Here is an 18,200-nt window from a genome sequence, read left to right on the forward strand (position 1 = left end):
AGTCTTGCGTACTGGAATGGGGGAAGGTGGGGCGCGATCAGTCGTGCGCGTGCAGCGGCTTGCCGGCCAGCGCCAGGTGCGCCTCGCCCAGGGCCTCGGACTGGGTCGGGTGCGCGTGGATGAGCTGCGCGACCTCGGCCGGCAGCGCCTCCCAGTTGTAGATCAGCTGAGCTTCGCCGACCTGCTCGCCCATGCGGGCGCCGACCATGTGGACGCCGACCACGGCGCCGTCCTTGACCTGGACGAGCTTGATCTCGCCGGCGGTCTTCAGGATCTTGCTCTTGCCGTTGCCGGCCAGGTTGTACTTGAGGGTGACGACCTTCTCCTTGCCGTACAGCTCGACGGCCTTCGCCTCGGAGATGCCGACGGAGGCGACCTCGGGGTTGGAGTAGGTCACGCGCGGGACACCGTCGTAGTCGATCGGCACGGCCTTCAGGCCGGCCAGGCGCTCGGCCACCAGGATGCCCTCGGCGAAGCCGACGTGGGCCAGCTGCAGGGTCGGGGCGAGGTCGCCGACGGCGGAGATCGTGGGCACGTTGGTGCGCATGTACTCGTCGACGAGGACGTAGCCGCGGTCCATCGCGACGCCGTTCTCCTCGTAGCCGAGGCCGGCCGAGACCGGGCCGCGGCCGATGGCGACGAGCAGCAGGTCGGCGTCGATCTGCTTGCCGTTCTCGGTCGAGACGCGCACACCGGTCTCGGTGTACTCGACGCCGGAGAAGCGGGCCTTCAGCTCGAACTTGATGCCGCGCTTGCGGAACGCGCGCTCCAGCAGCTTGGAGGAGTTCTCGTCCTCCAGCGGGACGAGGTGCGGCAGCGCCTCGACGATGGTGACCTCGACGCCGAAGGACTTCCAGACCGAGGCGAACTCGACGCCGATCACGCCGCCGCCGAGGATGACGGCCGACTTCGGGATGCGGTCGAGCTTGAGCGCGTGGTCGGAGGAGATCACGCGGTCGCCGTCGATGGTCAGACCCGGCAGCGACTTCGGCACGGAGCCGGTGGCCAGGACGATGTGGCGGCCCTCGATGCGCTGGCCGTTGACGTCCACCGAGGTCTGCGAGGAGAGCTTGCCCTCGCCCTGGATGAAGGTCACCTTGCGCGAGGCCACCAGGCCCTGCAGGCCCTTGTACAGGCCGGCGATGACGTCGTCCTTGTACTTGTGGACGCCGTTGATGTCGATGCCCTGGAAGGTGGCCAGAACGCCGAACTCGGCGGCCTCCTTCGTCTCGTCCGCGATCTCGGCGGCGTGCAGCAGCGCCTTGGTCGGGATGCAGCCGCGGTGCAGGCAGGTGCCGCCCAGCTCACCCTTCTCGACCAGGGCGACGCTCAGGCCCAGCTGAGCGGCGCGGAGCGCCGCGGCGTAACCGCCGCTTCCGCCTCCGAGAATGACTACGTCGAAAACGGTGCTGGCGTCGTTCGCCACGTCACGTCCTCCATGCAATGGGGTGGGTCGCCGGGCCGGTCGCGGTCCGGTGGGTCGGAAGCCTTTGTGAGGCGCCCAGTCGTGCCGGAAATACATCTTCGCACTTGTTCACGGCGGCTGATGTCCGGGTCCACCCCGGGGGTGTCCCACAGGGCGGTCACCGGGGTGGGAATACCCCCGACGGAAGGGCATCATCGCAGCTCAGGGCGGGGTTGACAGCGGCGTGAACGGCGCTTCGGGCGGTCTGTCGGCGGGCCGGTTCCGCACAGTGGAACAAAGTTTCGCCCGCAGCGAACAAGGGTGCGGGGCGGGGCTTCGTTCCTTACCCGCAGGTAACAGCGGTGCGGGCGGCCGGACGCCCGGTGGACGCGCCCGGAAAGCCGGACGGGGTCCGGCGCACCCGCGCCGGACCCCGTCCGCTCCGAACCTCCGGATCAGGCCTTGCTGCCCGCCGCGGTCTGCTCGGCGAAGCGGACCAGGGTGCGCACCGCGCTCGCGGTGCCGCCCTTGGGGGTGTAGCCGAACGGCGCGCCCTCGTTGAAGGCCGGGCCGGCGATGTCCAGGTGGGCCCAGTCGATGCCCTCGGCCACGAACTCCTTCAGGAACAGACCGGCCACCAGGCCGCCGCCCATCCGCTCGCCCATGTTGGCCAGGTCGGCGATGGTCGACTCGGTCATGCCCTTGCGCAGCTCGGCCGGCAGCGGCATCGGCCAGGACTGCTCGCCGACCTCGCCCGCGACGGTGTGCAGCGTCTCGCGCAGCTCGTCGTTGTTGGCCATCACGCCGAAGGTGCGGTGGCCCAGCGCCAGCACCATCGCGCCGGTCAGCGTCGCGACGTCGACGATCACGTCCGGCTTCTCCTCGCCGGCCCGCACGATGGCGTCGGCGAGCACCAGACGGCCCTCGGCGTCGGTGTTCAGCACCTCGACGGTCGTGCCGCCGTACATCTTCAGCACGTCGCCCGGGCGGGTGGCCGAGCCGGACGGCATGTTCTCCGCCAGCGCCAGCCAGGCGGTGACGTTGACGGCCAGGCCGAGCCGCTTGGCGGCGACCACGGCGGCGAAGACGGCGGCGGCGCCGGCCATGTCGCACTTCATGGTCTCGTTGTGGCCGGCCGGCTTCAGCGAGATGCCGCCCGAGTCATAGGTGATGCCCTTGCCGACGAACGCCAGGCTGGCCTTGGCCTTCGGGTGGGTGTAGGCCACCTTCACCAGTCGCGGCGGGTTGACCGAGCCGTTGCCGACGCCCAGCAGGCCGCCGAAGCCGCCCTTGAGCAGCGCCTTCTCGTCCAGCACCTCGACCTTGAGGCCGTGCTCCTTGCCGGCCGCCTGGGCGATCGCGGCGAAGCCCTTCGGGTTCAGGTCGTTGGGGGCGGTGTTGACCAGGTCGCGGGCCCGGTTCATCTCCTCGCCGACGACCAGGGCACGCTCGACGGCGGCCTTGGCGTCCTTGCTGCCCTTGCGGGCGGCCAGGAGGACGAGCTCGCCGACCGGCTCCTTGCCGTTGCCGTTGCCCTTGTAGGTGCCGAAGGCGTAGGAGCCGAGCAGGCCGCCCAGCGCGACCGCCTCGACCTCGTCGGCCGACTCGGCCGGCAGCGCCAGCGCGGCCTTCTTGCTGCCGGCCAGGGCGCGGGCGGCGACACCGGCGGCGCGGCGCAGCGCCTCCCGCCCGTAGCCGCCGTCGGCGGCCTCGCCGAGGCCGACCGCGAGCACGAGCGCGGCCTTCAGGCCGGCGGGGGAGGGCACCTTGACGGTCTCGCCCTCGGCGCCGGTCGCGCCCAGGGTGCTGAGGACCTCGGCCAGCTTGCCCTCGAACGCCTCGCTCACGGCCTCGGCACCGGGGGCCAGCACAATGCCCTTCGGGCCCTTCGCGACACCGATCACCAGGGCGTCCGCGCGCAGCGAGGCGGCGGAGGAGGTGCTCACAGACAATGCAGTCACGTAATGCGTCCTGTTCTTTCGCGGTCCACGACCGGTCGCGGCGCGGCTGCCGCACCGGCGCAGCCAGCCGCCGCCGCGGGCCTCCCGGTGGCGCGGGCCGGGTCCGGGGCCCCTGGCGCGCGCGGCCGCCGGTCGCGGCGGCCGCACACACCAGAAGCCCCGGCTCCTCGACGCGCGTCGGCCGGGCAGGACCTGCGACGGTGCAGGGCTGCGGTGCTCCACGCATGGTAGTCCGCATGCTGGGATCACGCGCCGCCCGGTGCCCGGTCGTCCGTTGCCGGTGCCCGCCGGTGCGCCTCAGCCCAGTAGCGCGAGCGCCAGGAGCGTGCCGGTCGCGGCGGTCTCCGCCATCGCGCCGAGGACGTCCCCGGTGATCCCGTCCAACCGCCGTATGCAGCGCCGCAACAGCAGCCAGGCGCACCCGAGCCCGGCCGCAACGGCCAGCGGAAGCCGGAGAACTGACCATCCGTCGGCCACGCCGGCGGCGGCCGCCGCCAGCATCGCCCCGGCGGTGGCCGTGATCGCGGCGGCCGGCGAAACCGTCCCCGCGACCATCGCACCGAGCCCGCCCGGCCGGGCGGCCGGCACCGAGCGCAGGCACCCCCAGGCGAGCGCGCACCGCGCGGCCGTGGCCGAGGTGAGGACGGCGAGTGCTCCGCGCGGCACCGAGGCGTCGAACTGCCCGGCCAGCGCGGCGATCTGGGCCAGCAGGACGAGCACCAGGGTGAGTACGCCGAACGGCCCGATGTCCGACTGCTTCATGATGCGCAGCGCATCCTCGGCCGGCTTGCCGCTGCCCAGACCGTCGGCGACGTCGGCCAGCCCGTCCAGGTGCAGCCCCCGGGTCAGTGCGGCCAGCATCCCGACCGCCGCCACCGCGCCGAGCAGCCCGCCCGCACGCCACGCGACCAGCGCCCCCGCGCCCGCCGCCATCGCCCCGAGCACCACCCCGACCACTGGGGCGGACGCCATCGCCCGCCCCGCCGCCGCCCGGTCCCACCGCTCGACCCGCACCCGCAGCACCGACAGCGTCCCGAACCCGAACCGCAGTCCGTCCCCCCAGCCGGCCTGGTCGTCTCTGCTCTGCACGAACCCGTTCCTCGGTCGGTCACCGCCCAGTACCGCGGCCCGGGAGGGGCGGGAACTGTGCGCGGCGGAAGGCCGCCATCGGTCCTGGAGCTCCGACGGCCGGTGGCCGTCGCTCTCTGCCCCAACGGGCAGGGCTCCGCTACACCCGCCCCAGCAGCTCCGCCGCCGACGGCAGCTTCGGCTGCTCCTTCGGCGCCGACGGCACGAAGGGCACGGGCGCCTGCTCGGCCAGGGTGTCCGCCGCGGCCTGGAGCAGCGGCAGTGCCATCAGCGCACCGATGCCCTCGCCCATGATGATCCCCTGCTCCTGGAGCGGCGTCAGGGTCAGCCGGTCGTACGCCTTCGCCTGGGCCGGCTCGCCGCTGGACTGCCCGGCCCGCCACCACTCGGGCGCCCGGAACGCGATCCGCTGCGCGACCAGCGCGCAGGCCGCCGAGACCACCCCGTCCAGGACGACCGGCAGCTTCCGCACCGCGGCCTGGAGCAGGAAACCGGTGATCGCGGCGAAGTCGGCGCCGCCGGTGGCGCCGAGCAGTGCCAACTGGTCGCCGAGCACCGGCCGGGCCCGCCGCAGCGAGTCCCGGATGGCCGCGCACTTGACCATCCACACCTTGTCGTCGATGCCCGAGCCGCGCCCGGTCACCGCGGCCGCGTCCGTCCCGCAGAGCGCGCCGACCAGCACCGCCGCCACCGTGGTCGAGCCGACCCCGAGGTCGCCCAGCACCACGAGGTCCGTCCCGGCGTCGGCCTCCTCGTCGGCGACGGCCATCCCGGCCCGGAAGGCCTTGACGGTCTCCTCCGGCGTCAGCGCGTCCTCGCGGTCGATCCGGCCGGAGCCACGCCGCACGCGGTGCGCGACCACGGCGTCGGGGAAGTCGGACGGTTCCGCGTCCACCGCGACGTCCACCACCCGTACGTCGGCGCCGAACCGACGGGCGAGCAGCGCCACCGGCGCGGTGCCGTCCAGGACCGCCCGGACCCGGGCGGCGGTGCCGCCCTGCGCGGGCAGCCGGGACACCCCGAGGGCCGCCACCCCGTGGTCGGCGGCGAACAGCAGCACCTTGGGCGCCGACAGCGGCCGCACCGGGGAGCGCCCCTGTACGGACGACAGCCAGCTGCCGAGCTCCTCCAGCCGGCCCAGACCGCCGCGCGGCCGGTCCAGCGTCTGCCAGCGCTCCTCGGCGGCTCGCCGGGCGCTCTCGTCGGGGCGCTCGACGAGCGAGGAGAAGGTATCGAGATCCACGGTCGTGTCCATCGGTCGGAAGGCTACACGCCGAAGGTGGTCAGCCTGCGGCGGGCTTGACGGTCAGAACCTGCCCCGCCACCACGAGCAGCACACGCTCCGAGGCGTCGGCCACCGCCATGTTCAGCCGGCCCAGGGTGTCCCGGAACCGGCGGCCCGCGGCGGTCGCCGGGACGACGCCCATGCCGACCTCGTTGCTGACCGCGACCACCTGCCGTCCGGTCGCCGCCCAGGCCTCGGCGAGCGCCTCGCACCGGGCCTGCACCGCCGCTTCGCCGCCGTCCGCCCACACGGCGTCGTCCCAGGCACCGCACTCGTCCATCACGGCGGTCAGCCAGAGCGCCAGACAGTCGATCAGCACCGGCGCCCGGTCCGCGTCGTCGGCCAGTACGGCTTCCAGGTCGCAGGTCTCGGCGGTGCGCCAGCTCGCCGGCCGCCGCTCGCGGTGCAGGGCGACCCGCTGCGCCCAGTCGGTGTCGTCGTCCCGGGTGCCGCTGGTGGCCACGTACAGCACGTCCTCGTACCGGCCGAGCAGCTGCTCGGCCTTGGTGGACTTGCCGGAGCGCGCACCGCCGAGGACCAGCGTGCGGGGGAGTGCGGGAGCAGTTGCCATACAGCTCATCCTGCCGGACGAGGCATACGGAAGATCCCACCGGGCAGGCTAAGGTGCGCAGCACACAGGGCCGTACAGGGCAGGCAGCACACAGGAGGAGCCGGGCATGGTGTGGACGTGGCGGTACGAGAAGGCGGACGGCACCGTGGTGGCCCCGGGCGGCGGCCAGGAGGAGGAGTTCGCCGGCCAGGGGGACGCCGAGACCTGGATCGGGGAGTCCTGGAAGCAGCTGGCCGAGGACGGGGTGGACACCGCGGTCCTGCTCGACGACGGCCGGGAGATCTACTCGATGAGCCTGCACGAGGCCTGAGGGCCGCCCGCCCCGGAGGTCAGGGCGAGTGACGGGCTACTTGGCCCCGAACACGTGCAGCAGCGCGGCGATCTGCCGGTACGGGTCCGTGCGGCCGGCCCGCTCCTCGGCTTCGAGCAGCTGGGCCAGCTGCCGCCCGTCCACCGGCGGCGCCGCGTCGTCGGGCGTGTTGTCGGTGAAGACCCGGACGCCGTACCAGTGCCGCAGCGGCACGGACACCTCGGAGAGGGTGACGGCGAGGTCGGCGAGCCGGTCGGCGCGGGCGGCCAGCCCGAGCCGGTTGTAGTACCGGTCGCTCTCGAAGGCGTGCAGGGCGGCCCGCCAGTCGCCGGCGGCGGCGGGACGCAGGGCCAGCGCGTCGCGGTTGCGGACCAGCAGGGAGAGCAGCCCGCCGGGGGCCAGCAGCCGGGCCAGCGAGGCGATCATCGGGTCCGGGTCCGGCAGGTAGGTCAGGACGCCGTGGCAGAGCACGACGTCGAAGCTGCGCGGCCCGAACCAGCGTCCGCACTGGTGGCCGTCGCCGCTGAGCAGCTGGAGCCGGCCGCGCACCTCCGCCGGTTCCTCGGCCAGCGCCCCCTGGGCGACGCCGAGCGCGACCGGGTCGGAGTCGATCCCGGTGACGTAGTGGCCGGCCCGGGCCAGGCGCAGCGCCTGGGTGCCCTGGCCGCAGCCGATGTCGAGGACGCGCTGCGCGTCGCGGCCGGTCAGCTGCTCGGCGAGCTGCCGGGCGACCATCTCCTGCCGGACGAGGTTGCGCAGGCTGCCGAGCCGGTCCAGCCAGGGGCCGGTGCCGCCGGCGAAGGAGCCGCTGCGCGAGGGCAGCCGGCGCTCCTGGGCGATCCGGTCGTGGCCGCCGTCCCCCTGGCCCGGCAGCGCGTACAGGCCGGGCCCCTCCCAGGCGGGAGGGGCCCAGCCGGAGTCCACCGGTTCGGCGGTCAGGGCTTCTCCCCGCGCCGCACCTGCGGCTTGGGCAGCCGGAGCCGGCGCATCTGCAGGATGCGCATCACGCCGTAGGCGACCGCGCCGCGGGTGTTCTGGCCGGCGAAGCGCTCGGCGAGCTGCTTGCGCAGACCGAAGCCGAGGCGGACGAAGTCCAGGATCACCAGGACGAAGAAGGCCAGGAACAGCACGGTGGAGAGCAGCTGGAGGGCCGGCACCTTCACGATGCTGAGGACCAGGATGACCACCGCGGCGGGCAGGAAGAACTCGGCGAGCGACCAGCGGGCGTCCACGTAGTCGCGGGCGAACTTGCGCACCGGGCCCTTGTCGCGGGCCGGCAGGTGGCGCTCGTCGCCCTCCAGCAGCGCGGTGCGCTGCTTCTCACGCTCGGCGCGCATGCGCTCGCGCGCCTGGCGGGAGGCCTCCTTGCGGTCCTTGGGCACGGTCACCCGGGTACGCCGGTTGGCCTCGGCCTCACTGCGCTTGGGCGTGGGGCGGCCCTTCTTCGCCTGCGGGTCGCGGGCCTGGGTCGTCTCGTCCTGCTTCTCCAGCACAGCGGCGGAGGCGGCGGCATCATCTGAACGGCGTCGGAACACACCACCAGCGTACGGGGTGCGGGACCGCTTCTTCGGGTGTCCTCGGACCCAAACGCATATCGATCGCGTGCGGCCGGGCCCGGTGCCGGGTTTCCGGGGGCCTTCCCGTAGGGGATCACTCCGGAGGACGGTGGGTGGGATGAGGGCCGGATCCACCGCGGGGATGAGGCAGTCGAGGGGGTCGCTGTAGCAGTCTTGTTGCAGGCAGGTGCACTGCGGCGACGGGCTCGCTGCACATACACTCGTCGTGTCTGGTAACGAGATAGAGACCGCAGGCCGGAGAAGGGGGCACCCGAGGCCCATGAGCGACGGAATCATGAAGCGTATGGGGCTGATCTTCCGCTCCAAGGCGAACAAGGCCTTGGACCGGGCGGAGGATCCGCGAGAGACGCTGGACTATTCGTACCAGAAGCAGCTCGAGCTGCTCCAGAAGGTACGTCGTGGCGTCGCGGACGTGGCCACCTCGCGCAAGCGCCTGGAACTCCAGCTGACCCAGCTCCAGCAGCAGTCCGCGAAGTACGAGGACCAGGGCCGCAAGGCGCTCTCGCTCGGCCGGGAGGACCTCGCGCGCGAGGCGCTGACCCGCAAGGCGAACATGCAGTCCCAGATCACCGACCTGGAGACGCAGTACCAGCAGCTCCAGGCCGAGGAGGAGAAGCTCACGCTCGCCTCCCAGCGGCTGCAGGCCAAGGTGGACGCCTTCCGCACCAAGAAGGAGACCATCAAGGCCACCTACACCGCGGCCCAGGCGCAGACCCGGATCGCCGAGTCGTTCTCCGGTATCTCGGAGGAGATGGGCGACGTCGGTCTGGCGATCCAGCGGGCCGAGGACAAGACCGCCCAGATGCAGGCCCGCGCGGGTGCGATCGACGAGCTGCTGGCCTCCGGTGCGCTCGACGACGCCAGCGGGCTCGGCCGCAAGGACGACATCGAGGCGGAGCTGGAGCGCGTGGCCGGCGGCTCGGACGTCGAGCTGGAGCTGGCCCGGATGAAGGCCGAGCTGACGGGCGGCTCGCCGTCCTCCGGCCCGCAGGCCATCGAGCAGGGCAAGGCCCAGGACGCGTCGCAGCAGGACACCCCGCGTATCAACTACAACAAGTGATCTGAGCTTCACCCCACCAACCAGGGAGACGCACGGCATGATCATGAGGGTCATGGGGGAGGGCCAGTTCGAGGTGGGCGAGACCCATCTGAACCGGCTCAACGAGCTGGACGAGGAGCTCCTCGCCGCACTGGAGTCGGGGGACGAGGAACACTTCCGGCGGGCGCTCGGTGAACTGCTGAGTGCCGTCAAGAAGTTCGGTACCCCGCTGGCGGACGACTCGCTGGAGCCGTCCGACCTGATCCTCCCGGACGCCGACGCGACGATCGACCAGGTCCGGCAGCTGCTTCGGGCCGAGGGTGACGGCCTGATCCCCGGCATCCCCGAGTAGCCGCCGTCTCGCGCCGGACGCCAGACGCGATGAAGGGCGGGCCCCCTCCGTGATGGAGGGGGCCCGCCCTTTCGGCGTCCGTACGGCGCCGGGCTACGGCAGGGCGAGCATCCGGTCCAGCGCCGCCTTGGCGTACTTCTCCGTCTCCGGGTCGACGCTGATCACGTTCGGCACCCGGCCCTCGACCAGCGACTCCAGCGCCCAGACCAGGTGCGGCAGGTCGATCCGGTTCATGGTGGAGCAGAAGCAGACCGCCCGGTCCAGGAAGACGATCTCCTTGTCGGGGTGCGCCTTGGCCAGCCGGCGGACGAGGTTCAGCTCGGTGCCGATGGCCCACTTGGAGCCGGGCTCGGCGGCGTCCAGCGCCTTGATGATGTACTCGGTCGAGCCCACCATGTCGGCGGCCGCGACGACCTCGTGCCTGCACTCGGGGTGCACCAGCACGGTGACGCCGGGGATGCGCGCGCGGACGTCGTTCACCGAGTCCAGCGAGAACCGGCCGTGCACCGAGCAGTGGCCGCGCCAGAGGATCATCTTGGCGTTCCGCAGCTCCTCGGCGGTCAGGCCGCCGTTCGGCTTGTGCGGGTTGTAGAGCACGCAGTCGTCCAGCGAGAAGCCCATCTCGCGCACGGCGGTGTTGCGGCCCAGGTGCTGGTCCGGCAGGAAGAGCACCTTCTCGCCCACCCGTCGGCCCCCGTCACCCTCGGTCGAGGCGCTTCGCGCCGCCCCTTCCTCGAAGGCCCACTCCAGCGCCCGCTTGGCGTTGGACGAGGTGCAGATGGTGCCGCCGTGCTTGCCGGTGAAGGCCTTGATGTCGGCGGAGGAGTTCATGTACGAGACCGGCACGGTGACGTCGGCTATGCCGGCGTCGGTCAGCACGTCCCAGCACTCGGCGACCTGCTCGGCGGTGGCCATGTCGGCCATCGAACAGCCGGCGGCGAGGTCCGGGAGGACGACCTGCTGGGCGTCGGTGGTGAGGATGTCCGCCGACTCGGCCATGAAGTGCACGCCGCAGAAGACGATGTACTCGGCCTCCGGGCGGGCGGCGGCGTCGCGGGCGAGCTTGAAGGAGTCGCCGGTGACGTCGGCGAACTCGATCACCTCGTCGCGCTGGTAGTGGTGGCCGAGGATGAAGACGCGGTCGCCGAGTGCGGCCTTGGCCGCCCGCGCGCGCTCGACGAGGTCCGGGTCGGAGGCGGCCGGGAGGTCGCCGGGGCACTCGACGCCACGCTCGCTGTTCGGGTCGGCCTCACGGCCGAGCAGCAGCAGAGCGAGCGGCGTCGGGGTGGGGTCGACGCCGTAGGTCTCGGTGATGGTGGTGGTCACGGGCGGGTGCCCTTCTGTGCGGCCGATCGGTCGGTGCAGCCTTCTCGTCTATCTGACGCTATCTATGATAACCGGTTAGCGTCAGACTGACGATGGCCGTCCTGTCGATGTGACGAGAACCGCTTGCCGGTTCGGAGCCCTCCGGCGGAGCCGGGAGCAAGATACGGCAGGGGTCCGGCGTGGCCGAATCGATATCCGGGCCGGATCGCGTTGGCTTGGCCCATGAAGGCAATCGCGATCCGCCGCTACGGCGGCCCCGAGGTGGTCGAGTACACCGAGCTGCCGGACCCGAAGGTCGGGCCGGACTCGGTCCTGGTACAGGTCAGGGCGGCGGGGGTGAACCCGGTGGACTGGCGGGTCCGCGAGGGGCGCCTGGACGGGCTGCTGGACGCCCACTTCCCGCTGGTGATGGGCTGGGACGTGGCCGGGGTGGTCCGCGCGGTCGGCGGCGGGGTCACCGAGTTCGCCCCCGGGGACGAGGTCTTCGGGTACGTCCGCAAGGACTGGGTCGAGCACGGCACCTACGCCGAGCTGGTCGCCGCGCCCGTCCGCACCCTGGCCCGCAGGCCGGCCGCGCTGGACTGGGCGCAGAGCGGCGGCCTGCCGCTGGCCGGGCTGACCGCGCTCCAGGGGCTCAAGGCGCTGGGGATCCGGGAAGGCGACACCCTGCTGGTGCACGCCGCGGCCGGCGGGGTCGGCCACCTCGCGGTGCAGCTCGGCAGGGCCTTCGGCGCACGGGTGATCGGTACCGCGGGGGAGCGCAACCACGACTACCTGCGGGCGCTGGGGGCCGAGCCGGTCGCACACGGCGAGGGCCTGGCCGGGCGGGTCCGCGCGCTGGCCCCCGGCGGTGTGGACGCCGCCCTCGACCTGGTCGGCGGCGGCGCCGCCGAGCTCTCCGCCGGCCTGGTCGCCGATCCGGCCCGGATCGCCTCGGTCGCCGACTACCGGGTGAAGGCGCTCGGCGGCCGGTACCTCTGGGTCCGCCCGGACGCCGCCGGGCTGGCGGAGCTGGCCGCCCTGGCCGACGCCGGCAGGTTCACCGTCACCGTCGCCTCCACCTTCCCGCTTTCCCAGGCCGCCTCCGCCCAGGCGCTGAGCGCCGAGGGCCGCACCCGGGGCAAGATCGTCCTGCTGGTGGACTGACAACCGTCCACCGGTCGTCATCTGCCAGCGGTGGACTCGGTCCTGTCATCCGCCAGAATGGTGCAGAACCGTTTCGGCGGCCGCCGCCTCCAGCTGCCCCTCGCCGATCCCGTACGACCTGTGGAGCCCCGCACCGATGAGCAGCAGCCGAGCGCACGAGACGGTCGGGGCCGACCTGGACGAGACCGACCGGCTGCTGCTCGCCCGGCTGGCCGGAGACGGCCGCGCCTCCTACGCCGAGATCGGCCTCCAGGTGAACCTCTCCGCCACCGCCGTCCGCCGCCGGATCGACCGGCTGCGGGCGCGCGGGGTCGTCCGCGGCTTCACCGTCGTCCTCGACCCGTCCGTCCTCGGCTGGCAGACCGAGGCCTTCGTCGAGGTCTACTGCCGCGAGCGGACCGCCCCCGAGGAGATCCTGGCCAGCCTGCGGCAGTTCCCCGAGGTGGTCGCCGCCTGGACGGTCACCGGAGACCCGGATGCCCTGGTCCACCTGCGCGCCACCGACATGCACCACCTCCAGGCGGTGATCGAGCGGATCCGCAAGGAGCCCGGCGTCCAGCGCAGCCGCTCCTCCGTCGTCCTCTCCCAGCTCATCGGCTGACCCCCGAAGGGCCCAGTACGGCCCCGGCCGGCCCCGGCGCAGGAATCCTGCGCGGACCGGCCCGAAGACGCCCGAATCCTGCCCGGCCGGCCGCGTTCCGACGCGCGGCGCCGGCCCCCCGCTGCCTAGGCTGATGACGTCCGGCAACGCGGTGACGAGCCCCGCGCCGCCGGTCCTCCCCCGACACCCCACAGCCGAGAGGGACCCCCGTGTCCGCAGCCCCCGACCGCATGCACCGGCCCGACAACGAACTGGTCGACCTGGTTTTCGACTACATGCGGGAGCGGCTGCAGTACGACCCCGTCCCGCTCGACCACCCCGGTGACGGCGAGCACCTGCGCGCCCAGCTGGCCGGCCTGCTCAACCCGGACGGCAACAACCCGGCCGACGTCCTCAAGCTCTACGACCACGAGCTCTCCCGCGCGGTGATCTCCGCCGACAGCCCGCGCTACCTGTCGTTCATCCCGTGCGCCCCCACCAAGGCCGCGCTGCTCTTCGACATGGTCGTCTCCTGCGCCTCCCTCCAGGGCATCTCCTGGCTGGAGGCGGCCGGCGCCATCGCCGCCGAGAACCAGGTGCTGCGCCTGATCGCGGACCGCGCCGGCATGCCCGAGACGGCCGGCGGCACCTTCGTCTCCGGCGGCTCGGCCGGCAACCTCTCCGCGCTGGTGGTCGCCCGCGACACCGCCCGGCGCAGGCTCGGCGTCGGCCCCGAGGCCCGGCTGCGGATAGCCGTCGCCGACCAGGTGCACTCCTCGGTCAAGAACACCTTCAACATCATCGGCGTCGAGGCCTTCAAGGTCCCCACCGTCGACCGCCGCTTCACCGGTGAGGCGCTGCGGGCCGCCCTGGCCGCCGACCCGAACCCGGAGACGGTGATCGCCGTCGTCGGCACCGCCGGCACCACCAACGAGGGCATCGTCGACGACCTGCAGGGCCTCTCCGAGGTCGCCCGCGAGCGCGGCCTGTGGTTCCACGTGGACGGTGCCTACGGCGGCGCGGGCCTCTTCGCCCCCTCGGTGCGCGAGCGCTACAACGGCATCGAGCACGCCGACTCGTTCGTGGTGGACCCGCACAAGTGGCTGTTCGCCCCGTTCGACTGCGCCGCGCTGATCTACCGCAACCCGCAGCTGGCCCGCGCCGTGCACACCCAGGACGCCTCCTACCTGGACGTGCTGCACACCGAGGGCGACGAGTGGAACCCCACCGACTACGCCTACCACCTGACCCGGCGCGCCCGCGGCCTGCCGCTCTGGTTCTCGCTGGCCGTGCACGGCACCCAGGCGTACACCGACGCCATCGAGACCGGCCTCCAGCTGGCCCGGGACACCGCGCAGCTGATCCGCGACACCGAGCACCTGGAGCTGCTGTTCGACCCGCAGCTCTCCGCGGTCTGCTTCAAGCGCACCGGCTGGACCAACGAGGACTACTACCGCTGGTCGCAGCAGCTGCTCGCGGACCAGATCGGCTTCGTCACCCCGACCGGCTGGGACGGCGAGACGGTCGCCCGCTTCGCCTTCCTGCACCCGGGCACCACCATGGACATGGTCCGGGAGATCCTGGACACCATGGTCTGACCAGGCCTTCGCAACCCCCGCCGGGGCGCCCGGCGGGGGTTGCGCCGTCCCCCCCCGCCGCGCCGTCCGGTGCACCGGCTACAGCAGCGCGCCGTTCGGCAGGTACGGCGTCGGTGGCCGCATTCCGCGCAGGCCCAGATAGCCCCGGGTCTGCGGGGCCAGCCCCACCTCCAGACCGACGTCCAGCGCCCACTCCTGCTCGGCGGTCAGGTACTCCACCTGGGCCTCCACCCCGTCCGGCACCCGGGCCAGCGCCTCGCGCAGCAGCCGCACGGCGATCCGCTTCGAGGTGGCGGCCAGCAGCTTCACCTCGCCGCCGTCCCGGTAGCAGTAGCCGCTGCCGGCCAGCGCGTCCGCCACCAGCAGCTCCTCGCAGTGGGCCAGCATCAGCTCGTGGTCCGGCCCGTGCGCGGCGCCGCGCAGCCGCCGGTCCACCGAGTCCAGCAGGTGCCGGTGGGTCGCGTTGCCGGGGTGCACCGGGATGTCCCCGGGATCGAGCAGCCCGGACCGGTCCACCCGCCCGGCCAGCCGCATGGCCGGGTACAGCGTGAACCCGGCCAGCCGGTAGCGCCTGGCCGCGGCCGGGGACGGCGAGGCGCAGAGCATCCCGCGCAGGCACCCCCGCCCGTACGTCGCGGCCCGCTCCAGCAGCAGCCGCCCGACACCCTTGCCCTGGGCCTCGGGCACCACCGCGAAGAGCGCGAGGATCCAGAGGCCCTCGCGGCGCAGCGACAGCACCGACCCGACCGGCCGGCCGCCGCTCTCCGCCAGCCAGCAGCCCTGCGGGTCGGTCCGCACCAGGTGTCTCGTCCGGGCCAGTGAGCGGACCGGCGGCGGGGCGTCGGCAGGGGCGCCGGCGCCGGGGGAGTCGGGGAGCGAGGCGAAGGAGGCGCGGGCGATGTACTGGACGGCCTCCGCGTCGGCGGCGGTGTCCTGGATCTGTCGCAGGATCATGCCTTCCATCCTGGCCGCCGGGACGCCCGGACGGGGCCGGTTCGTCCGGATCGGCAGGCCGGGCGGTGCCCGACCCCCGCCGGTTGTGCGAGCATGGGGAGCGTAGGGGAGCGGGTGGTACACCCGGCCCACGGAAATTCCGCCGCAGAAGACCACCGACGAAATACACCACCGTCCGGGAAATGAATCCGGACGGCCATCGGTTGGCACTGGCGGCAGACCGTCGTCAAGACCGGGAGAAAGCAGATGACCGTCCAGGACGAGACCACCGTCGAGAGTGGCATCCTCCTTACCGATGCCGCCGCGGCCAAGGTCAAGGGCCTGCTGGAGCAGGAGGGCCGCGAAGACCTCGCTCTGCGCGTCGCCGTCCAGCCCGGTGGCTGCTCGGGCCTGCGTTACCAGCTGTTCTTCGACGAGCGTTCGCTCGACGGCGACGTGATCAAGGACTTCGATGGTGTGAAGGTCGTCACCGACCGGATGAGCGCCCCGTACCTCGGCGGCGCCATCGTCGACTTCGTGGACACCATCGAGAAGCAGGGCTTCACGATCGACAACCCGAACGCCACCGGCTCCTGCGCCTGTGGCGACTCGTTCAGCTAGTCGGCAGACGGCGAAGGCGGCCCCGGATCCTCCCGGGGCCGCCTTCGCCGTTTCTGCGGACCGTCCGTGCCGCCTGCCCGCCGCCTACTTCCCGGAGACGTCCGGGGTCGCCGGGTCCGGACCGACGTGCGGGTCGGCCTCCAGCGGCACCGGCTGCCCGGTGGCGAGGTCCGTCACCGCCCGGCCCGCCAGCGGCTGCTTCAGCTCGGCCGACACCGTCTGCCGCTTGGCCAGCTCGGCGCAGACCTGCCCGGCCGGAACCGGCGCCGCCAGCGTGACCTTGACGTCCACCCGGCCCGGCTTGGACTCGTCCGCCTTCAGCGCGTACCGCTCGCAGACGCCGCCGTAGAACCAGACCGTCAGCTTGCTGCCATCCACCCGGTAGGTGACCGCGGGGCGGACCGCCGCCCCGCCCCCCTGCCCGTTCGGCGCCGGCTCGCCGACAGCGATGCCGTTGCCCGGGGGATCGGCCGGGGGCGCCGGCGGCTGCGCCGTGGACGAGGGCCGGGGGTCGGGGGTGCTCGCCGACGGATCGGCCGGCGGGGGCGTCACCGGCGTGGTGGCCCCGGCCGAAGGCGCCGCCGCGGAGGACGCGCCACCGGGGGACGCGGTAGCCGACGGCGTCGCACTCGCGGACACCGGCTGCGCCGAGCCGGGGGCCGCGTCCGAGGCCGACTTGCCGCCCCCGTCGCACCCGGCGACCGTGACGGCCGCCGCCAGCACCAGACCCGCCAGCGCCACCGTCCGCCGCCCGCGCGACCGGCGGGCAGGCACACCACCGGTGCGCCGGGGCATCGGCTCCAGATCCAACAGATCCATCTGTCCATCCTCCCGAGGGCTCAGCGGCACCGCCTTCCCGGCCGTACCGCGCGGATGTGACGTGCCCCGGACCAATCCGGTTCCCGTCCCTCCGCGCGGCCCCTCCGCCGGGCCGGCCGCGGGGCCGCCCCCGGGACGGCTCACATGCCGTATTCGGCCATTCCCGCGACCAGCCGCTGCGCCCCGGAGGAGACCCGGAAGCCGGCCCGGGCGGGGGTGGCCGGCTCGGGGCCGGTCGCCAGCAGCGGCCAGAACCGCCGCAGCTGCCGGGAGGAGTCCACCAGCGCGTCCAGGGTCTCGGCGTCCGCGTCACCCCGCAGGGCCGGCGGAACACGCAGTGGGTGGTAACTGGGCATCATCGGTGATCGCTCCGATCCACGGTGCCGCGGCCGCACTGCCACGGCTCGGTCGGGGCCGGACCCGGCCCCTGGCAGCGACCCTAGGCCGACCACCCGGCCCCCACCAGAGCTACCCGGGGGTAGTACACGTTCGACGGTGGCCGGTGCCAATTCCCGCGGTCTTGCCGCCGCCCGCCCCCCGCCGGGTACCGTGGGTGGGTTCGCCCCCTGCTTTCCGTGGCCATGCCGCCGTCCTGAGGAGACCTCCCGTGCGTATCGCCGTCGCCGGCTCGATCGCCACCGACCACCTGATGACGTTCCCCGGCCGGTTCGCCGACCAGCTCGTCGCCGAGCAGCTGCACACCGTGTCGCTGTCCTTCCTGGTCGACACCCTCGACATCCGTCGGGGCGGTGTCGCACCGAACATCGCCTTCGGCATGGGTGTGCTCGGCCTGCGTCCGATCCTGGTCGGCGCCGCCGGCGCGGACTTCGCCGAGTACCGCAGCTGGCTGGAGCGCAACAACGTGGACTGCCAGTCCGTCCACATCTCCGAGACCCGGCACACCGCGCGTTTCATGTGCACCACGGACGAGGACCACAACCAGATCGCCTCGTTCTACACCGGCGCGATGGCCGAGGCCCGCAACATCGAGCTGAAGCCGATCGCCGACCGCGTCGGCGGCCTGGACCTCGTGCTGATCGGTGCCGACGACCCACAGGGCATGGTCCGCCACACCCAGGAGTGCCGTACCCGCGGCTACGCCTTCGCGGCCGACCCGTCCCAGCAGCTGGCCCGCCTGGACGGCGAGGACATCCGGGAGATCGTCGACGGCGCCGCGTACCTCTTCACCAACGAGTACGAGGCCGCGCTGATCGAGACCAAGACGGGCTGGGACGCGGAAGAGATCCTCACCCGGGTCGGCACCCGGGTCACCACCCTCGGCAACAAGGGCGTGCGGATCGACCGCAAGGGCGAGCCCCCGGTGGTCGTCGGCTGCGCACCCGAGGAGACCAAGGCCGACCCGACCGGCGTCGGCGACGCCTTCCGCGCCGGCTTCCTGGCCGGTCTCTCCTGGGAGCTGGACCTGGAGCGCTCGGCCCAGCTCGGCTGCATGCTCGCCACCCTGGTGATCGAGACCGTCGGTACCCAGGAGTACGAGCTGCGCCCGAGCGCCTTCCTGCAGCGCTTCGAGGACGCCTACGGCGCCGAGGCCGCCGCCGAGATCCGCGCGCACCTGGTCAAGTAGCCT

At 73.0% G+C, this 18,200-nt stretch carries 19 protein-coding genes; 8 read left to right on the top strand and 11 right to left on the bottom strand.

All coding sequences use genetic code 11. The features are described from left to right. Positions 1-37: 37 nt before the first annotated feature. From lpdA to cobU, 5 genes are all read right to left on the bottom strand, one after another. Positions 38-1,426 (bottom strand): dihydrolipoyl dehydrogenase, encoded by a 1,389-nt coding sequence (lpdA, locus tag ACZ3YO_RS00990; protein ID WP_449770487.1) that lies wholly within the window; start codon positions 1,424-1,426, stop codon positions 38-40. A 434-nt stretch (positions 1,427-1,860) separates the two neighbouring features. Next, positions 1,861-3,366 (bottom strand): leucyl aminopeptidase, encoded by a 1,506-nt coding sequence (locus ACZ3YO_RS00995; RefSeq protein WP_465563167.1) that lies wholly within the window; start codon positions 3,364-3,366, stop codon positions 1,861-1,863. A gap of 297 nt (positions 3,367-3,663) precedes the next feature. Continuing rightward, positions 3,664-4,455 carry an adenosylcobinamide-GDP ribazoletransferase gene (locus tag ACZ3YO_RS01000; RefSeq protein WP_465563170.1) on the bottom strand — a complete coding sequence of 264 codons (792 nt, stop codon included), beginning with the start codon at positions 4,453-4,455 and terminating at the stop codon, positions 3,664-3,666. Between the two features lie 139 nt (positions 4,456-4,594). Then, the gene (cobT, locus tag ACZ3YO_RS01005) at positions 4,595-5,710 is read right to left on the bottom strand and encodes a nicotinate-nucleotide--dimethylbenzimidazole phosphoribosyltransferase (RefSeq protein ID WP_465563173.1); all 1,116 of its coding nucleotides are present in this window, start codon (positions 5,708-5,710) and stop codon (positions 4,595-4,597) included. A gap of 28 nt (positions 5,711-5,738) precedes the next feature. Continuing rightward, on the bottom strand, positions 5,739-6,311 hold the full coding sequence (cobU, locus tag ACZ3YO_RS01010) for a bifunctional adenosylcobinamide kinase/adenosylcobinamide-phosphate guanylyltransferase (RefSeq protein ID WP_465563176.1): 573 nt from the start codon (positions 6,309-6,311) through the stop codon (positions 5,739-5,741). 106 nt (positions 6,312-6,417) lie between these two features. Between cobU and ACZ3YO_RS01015 the strand changes: the two genes are divergently transcribed. Then, complete coding sequence (locus tag ACZ3YO_RS01015; protein WP_359802666.1) at positions 6,418-6,621, top strand: hypothetical protein; 204 nt, start codon at positions 6,418-6,420, stop codon at positions 6,619-6,621. A gap of 36 nt (positions 6,622-6,657) precedes the next feature. Here ACZ3YO_RS01015 and ACZ3YO_RS01020 read toward each other — a convergent pair whose 3' ends face one another. Further along, the gene (locus ACZ3YO_RS01020; RefSeq protein WP_465564123.1) at positions 6,658-7,356 is read right to left on the bottom strand and encodes a methyltransferase domain-containing protein; all 699 of its coding nucleotides are present in this window, start codon (positions 7,354-7,356) and stop codon (positions 6,658-6,660) included. 200 nt (positions 7,357-7,556) lie between these two features. Continuing rightward, positions 7,557-8,156, bottom strand: coding sequence for a DUF3043 domain-containing protein (locus ACZ3YO_RS01025; RefSeq protein WP_396319445.1), 600 nt, complete (start codon positions 8,154-8,156; stop codon positions 7,557-7,559). A 301-nt stretch (positions 8,157-8,457) separates the two neighbouring features. On the opposite strand from ACZ3YO_RS01025, the gene ACZ3YO_RS01030 reads away from it, so the two are divergent. Both ACZ3YO_RS01030 and pspAA read left to right on the top strand, forming a co-directional pair. Next, positions 8,458-9,258 carry a PspA/IM30 family protein gene (locus ACZ3YO_RS01030; RefSeq protein WP_396319444.1) on the top strand — a complete coding sequence of 267 codons (801 nt, stop codon included), beginning with the start codon at positions 8,458-8,460 and terminating at the stop codon, positions 9,256-9,258. 37 nt (positions 9,259-9,295) lie between these two features. After that, positions 9,296-9,589 carry a PspA-associated protein PspAA gene (gene pspAA, locus ACZ3YO_RS01035; RefSeq protein ID WP_396319443.1) on the top strand — a complete coding sequence of 98 codons (294 nt, stop codon included), beginning with the start codon at positions 9,296-9,298 and terminating at the stop codon, positions 9,587-9,589. Positions 9,590-9,682: 93 nt separating this feature from the next. Here the strand turns inward: pspAA and nadA are convergent, their stop codons facing one another. Next, positions 9,683-10,915 (bottom strand): quinolinate synthase NadA, encoded by a 1,233-nt coding sequence (gene nadA / locus ACZ3YO_RS01040; RefSeq protein ID WP_465563181.1) that lies wholly within the window; start codon positions 10,913-10,915, stop codon positions 9,683-9,685. Between the two features lie 222 nt (positions 10,916-11,137). On the opposite strand from nadA, the gene ACZ3YO_RS01045 reads away from it, so the two are divergent. The 3 genes from ACZ3YO_RS01045 (at position 11,138) to ACZ3YO_RS01055 (ending at position 14,239) form a co-directional block, all read left to right on the top strand. After that, positions 11,138-12,061 carry an NADP-dependent oxidoreductase gene (locus ACZ3YO_RS01045; RefSeq protein ID WP_465563184.1) on the top strand — a complete coding sequence of 308 codons (924 nt, stop codon included), beginning with the start codon at positions 11,138-11,140 and terminating at the stop codon, positions 12,059-12,061. Positions 12,062-12,197: 136 nt separating this feature from the next. Beyond that, positions 12,198-12,662, top strand: a complete 465-nt coding sequence (locus tag ACZ3YO_RS01050; protein WP_396319440.1) for an Lrp/AsnC family transcriptional regulator — start codon at positions 12,198-12,200, stop codon at positions 12,660-12,662. A gap of 209 nt (positions 12,663-12,871) precedes the next feature. Then, positions 12,872-14,239 carry a pyridoxal phosphate-dependent decarboxylase family protein gene (locus ACZ3YO_RS01055; RefSeq protein ID WP_396319439.1) on the top strand — a complete coding sequence of 456 codons (1,368 nt, stop codon included), beginning with the start codon at positions 12,872-12,874 and terminating at the stop codon, positions 14,237-14,239. Between the two features lie 78 nt (positions 14,240-14,317). On the opposite strand, the gene ACZ3YO_RS01060 is transcribed toward ACZ3YO_RS01055, so the two are convergent. Further along, positions 14,318-15,193, bottom strand: coding sequence for a GNAT family N-acetyltransferase (locus ACZ3YO_RS01060; RefSeq protein WP_465563188.1), 876 nt, complete (start codon positions 15,191-15,193; stop codon positions 14,318-14,320). Positions 15,194-15,439: 246 nt separating this feature from the next. Between ACZ3YO_RS01060 and erpA the strand changes: the two genes are divergently transcribed. Further along, the gene (gene erpA, locus ACZ3YO_RS01065; protein ID WP_465563191.1) at positions 15,440-15,793 is read left to right on the top strand and encodes an iron-sulfur cluster insertion protein ErpA; all 354 of its coding nucleotides are present in this window, start codon (positions 15,440-15,442) and stop codon (positions 15,791-15,793) included. Positions 15,794-15,877: 84 nt separating this feature from the next. Here the strand turns inward: erpA and ACZ3YO_RS01070 are convergent, their stop codons facing one another. Next, positions 15,878-16,612 (bottom strand): hypothetical protein, encoded by a 735-nt coding sequence (locus ACZ3YO_RS01070; protein WP_465563194.1) that lies wholly within the window; start codon positions 16,610-16,612, stop codon positions 15,878-15,880. Positions 16,613-16,752: 140 nt separating this feature from the next. Beyond that, positions 16,753-16,971 (bottom strand): hypothetical protein, encoded by a 219-nt coding sequence (locus ACZ3YO_RS01075; protein ID WP_465563197.1) that lies wholly within the window; start codon positions 16,969-16,971, stop codon positions 16,753-16,755. A gap of 248 nt (positions 16,972-17,219) precedes the next feature. Here ACZ3YO_RS01075 and ACZ3YO_RS01080 point away from each other — a divergent pair, with 248 nt between their 5' ends. After that, positions 17,220-18,197 (top strand): carbohydrate kinase family protein, encoded by a 978-nt coding sequence (locus tag ACZ3YO_RS01080; RefSeq protein WP_465563199.1) that lies wholly within the window; start codon positions 17,220-17,222, stop codon positions 18,195-18,197. Positions 18,198-18,200: the final 3 nt, after the last annotated feature.

This window comes from Kitasatospora sp. NPDC022785 (genome assembly GCF_055561295.1).

Coding starts and splice junctions, on each gene's coding strand:
- cobT (WP_465563173.1), bottom strand. CDS start 5,710: ATGGACACGACCGTGGATCTCGATACCTTCTCCTCGCTCGTCGAGCGC.
- cobU (WP_465563176.1), bottom strand. CDS start 6,311: ATGGCAACTGCTCCCGCACTCCCCCGCACGCTGGTCCTCGGCGGTGCG.
- ACZ3YO_RS01015 (WP_359802666.1), top strand. CDS start 6,418: ATGGTGTGGACGTGGCGGTACGAGAAGGCGGACGGCACCGTGGTGGCC.
- ACZ3YO_RS01020 (WP_465564123.1), bottom strand. CDS start 7,356: ATGGTCGCCCGGCAGCTCGCCGAGCAGCTGACCGGCCGCGACGCGCAG.
- ACZ3YO_RS01030 (WP_396319444.1), top strand. CDS start 8,458: ATGAGCGACGGAATCATGAAGCGTATGGGGCTGATCTTCCGCTCCAAG.
- pspAA (WP_396319443.1), top strand. CDS start 9,296: ATGATCATGAGGGTCATGGGGGAGGGCCAGTTCGAGGTGGGCGAGACC.
- ACZ3YO_RS01045 (WP_465563184.1), top strand. CDS start 11,138: ATGAAGGCAATCGCGATCCGCCGCTACGGCGGCCCCGAGGTGGTCGAG.
- ACZ3YO_RS01050 (WP_396319440.1), top strand. CDS start 12,198: ATGAGCAGCAGCCGAGCGCACGAGACGGTCGGGGCCGACCTGGACGAG.
- ACZ3YO_RS01060 (WP_465563188.1), bottom strand. CDS start 15,193: ATGATCCTGCGACAGATCCAGGACACCGCCGCCGACGCGGAGGCCGTC.
- erpA (WP_465563191.1), top strand. CDS start 15,440: ATGACCGTCCAGGACGAGACCACCGTCGAGAGTGGCATCCTCCTTACC.
- ACZ3YO_RS01070 (WP_465563194.1), bottom strand. CDS start 16,612: ATGGATCTGTTGGATCTGGAGCCGATGCCCCGGCGCACCGGTGGTGTG.
- ACZ3YO_RS01075 (WP_465563197.1), bottom strand. CDS start 16,971: ATGATGCCCAGTTACCACCCACTGCGTGTTCCGCCGGCCCTGCGGGGT.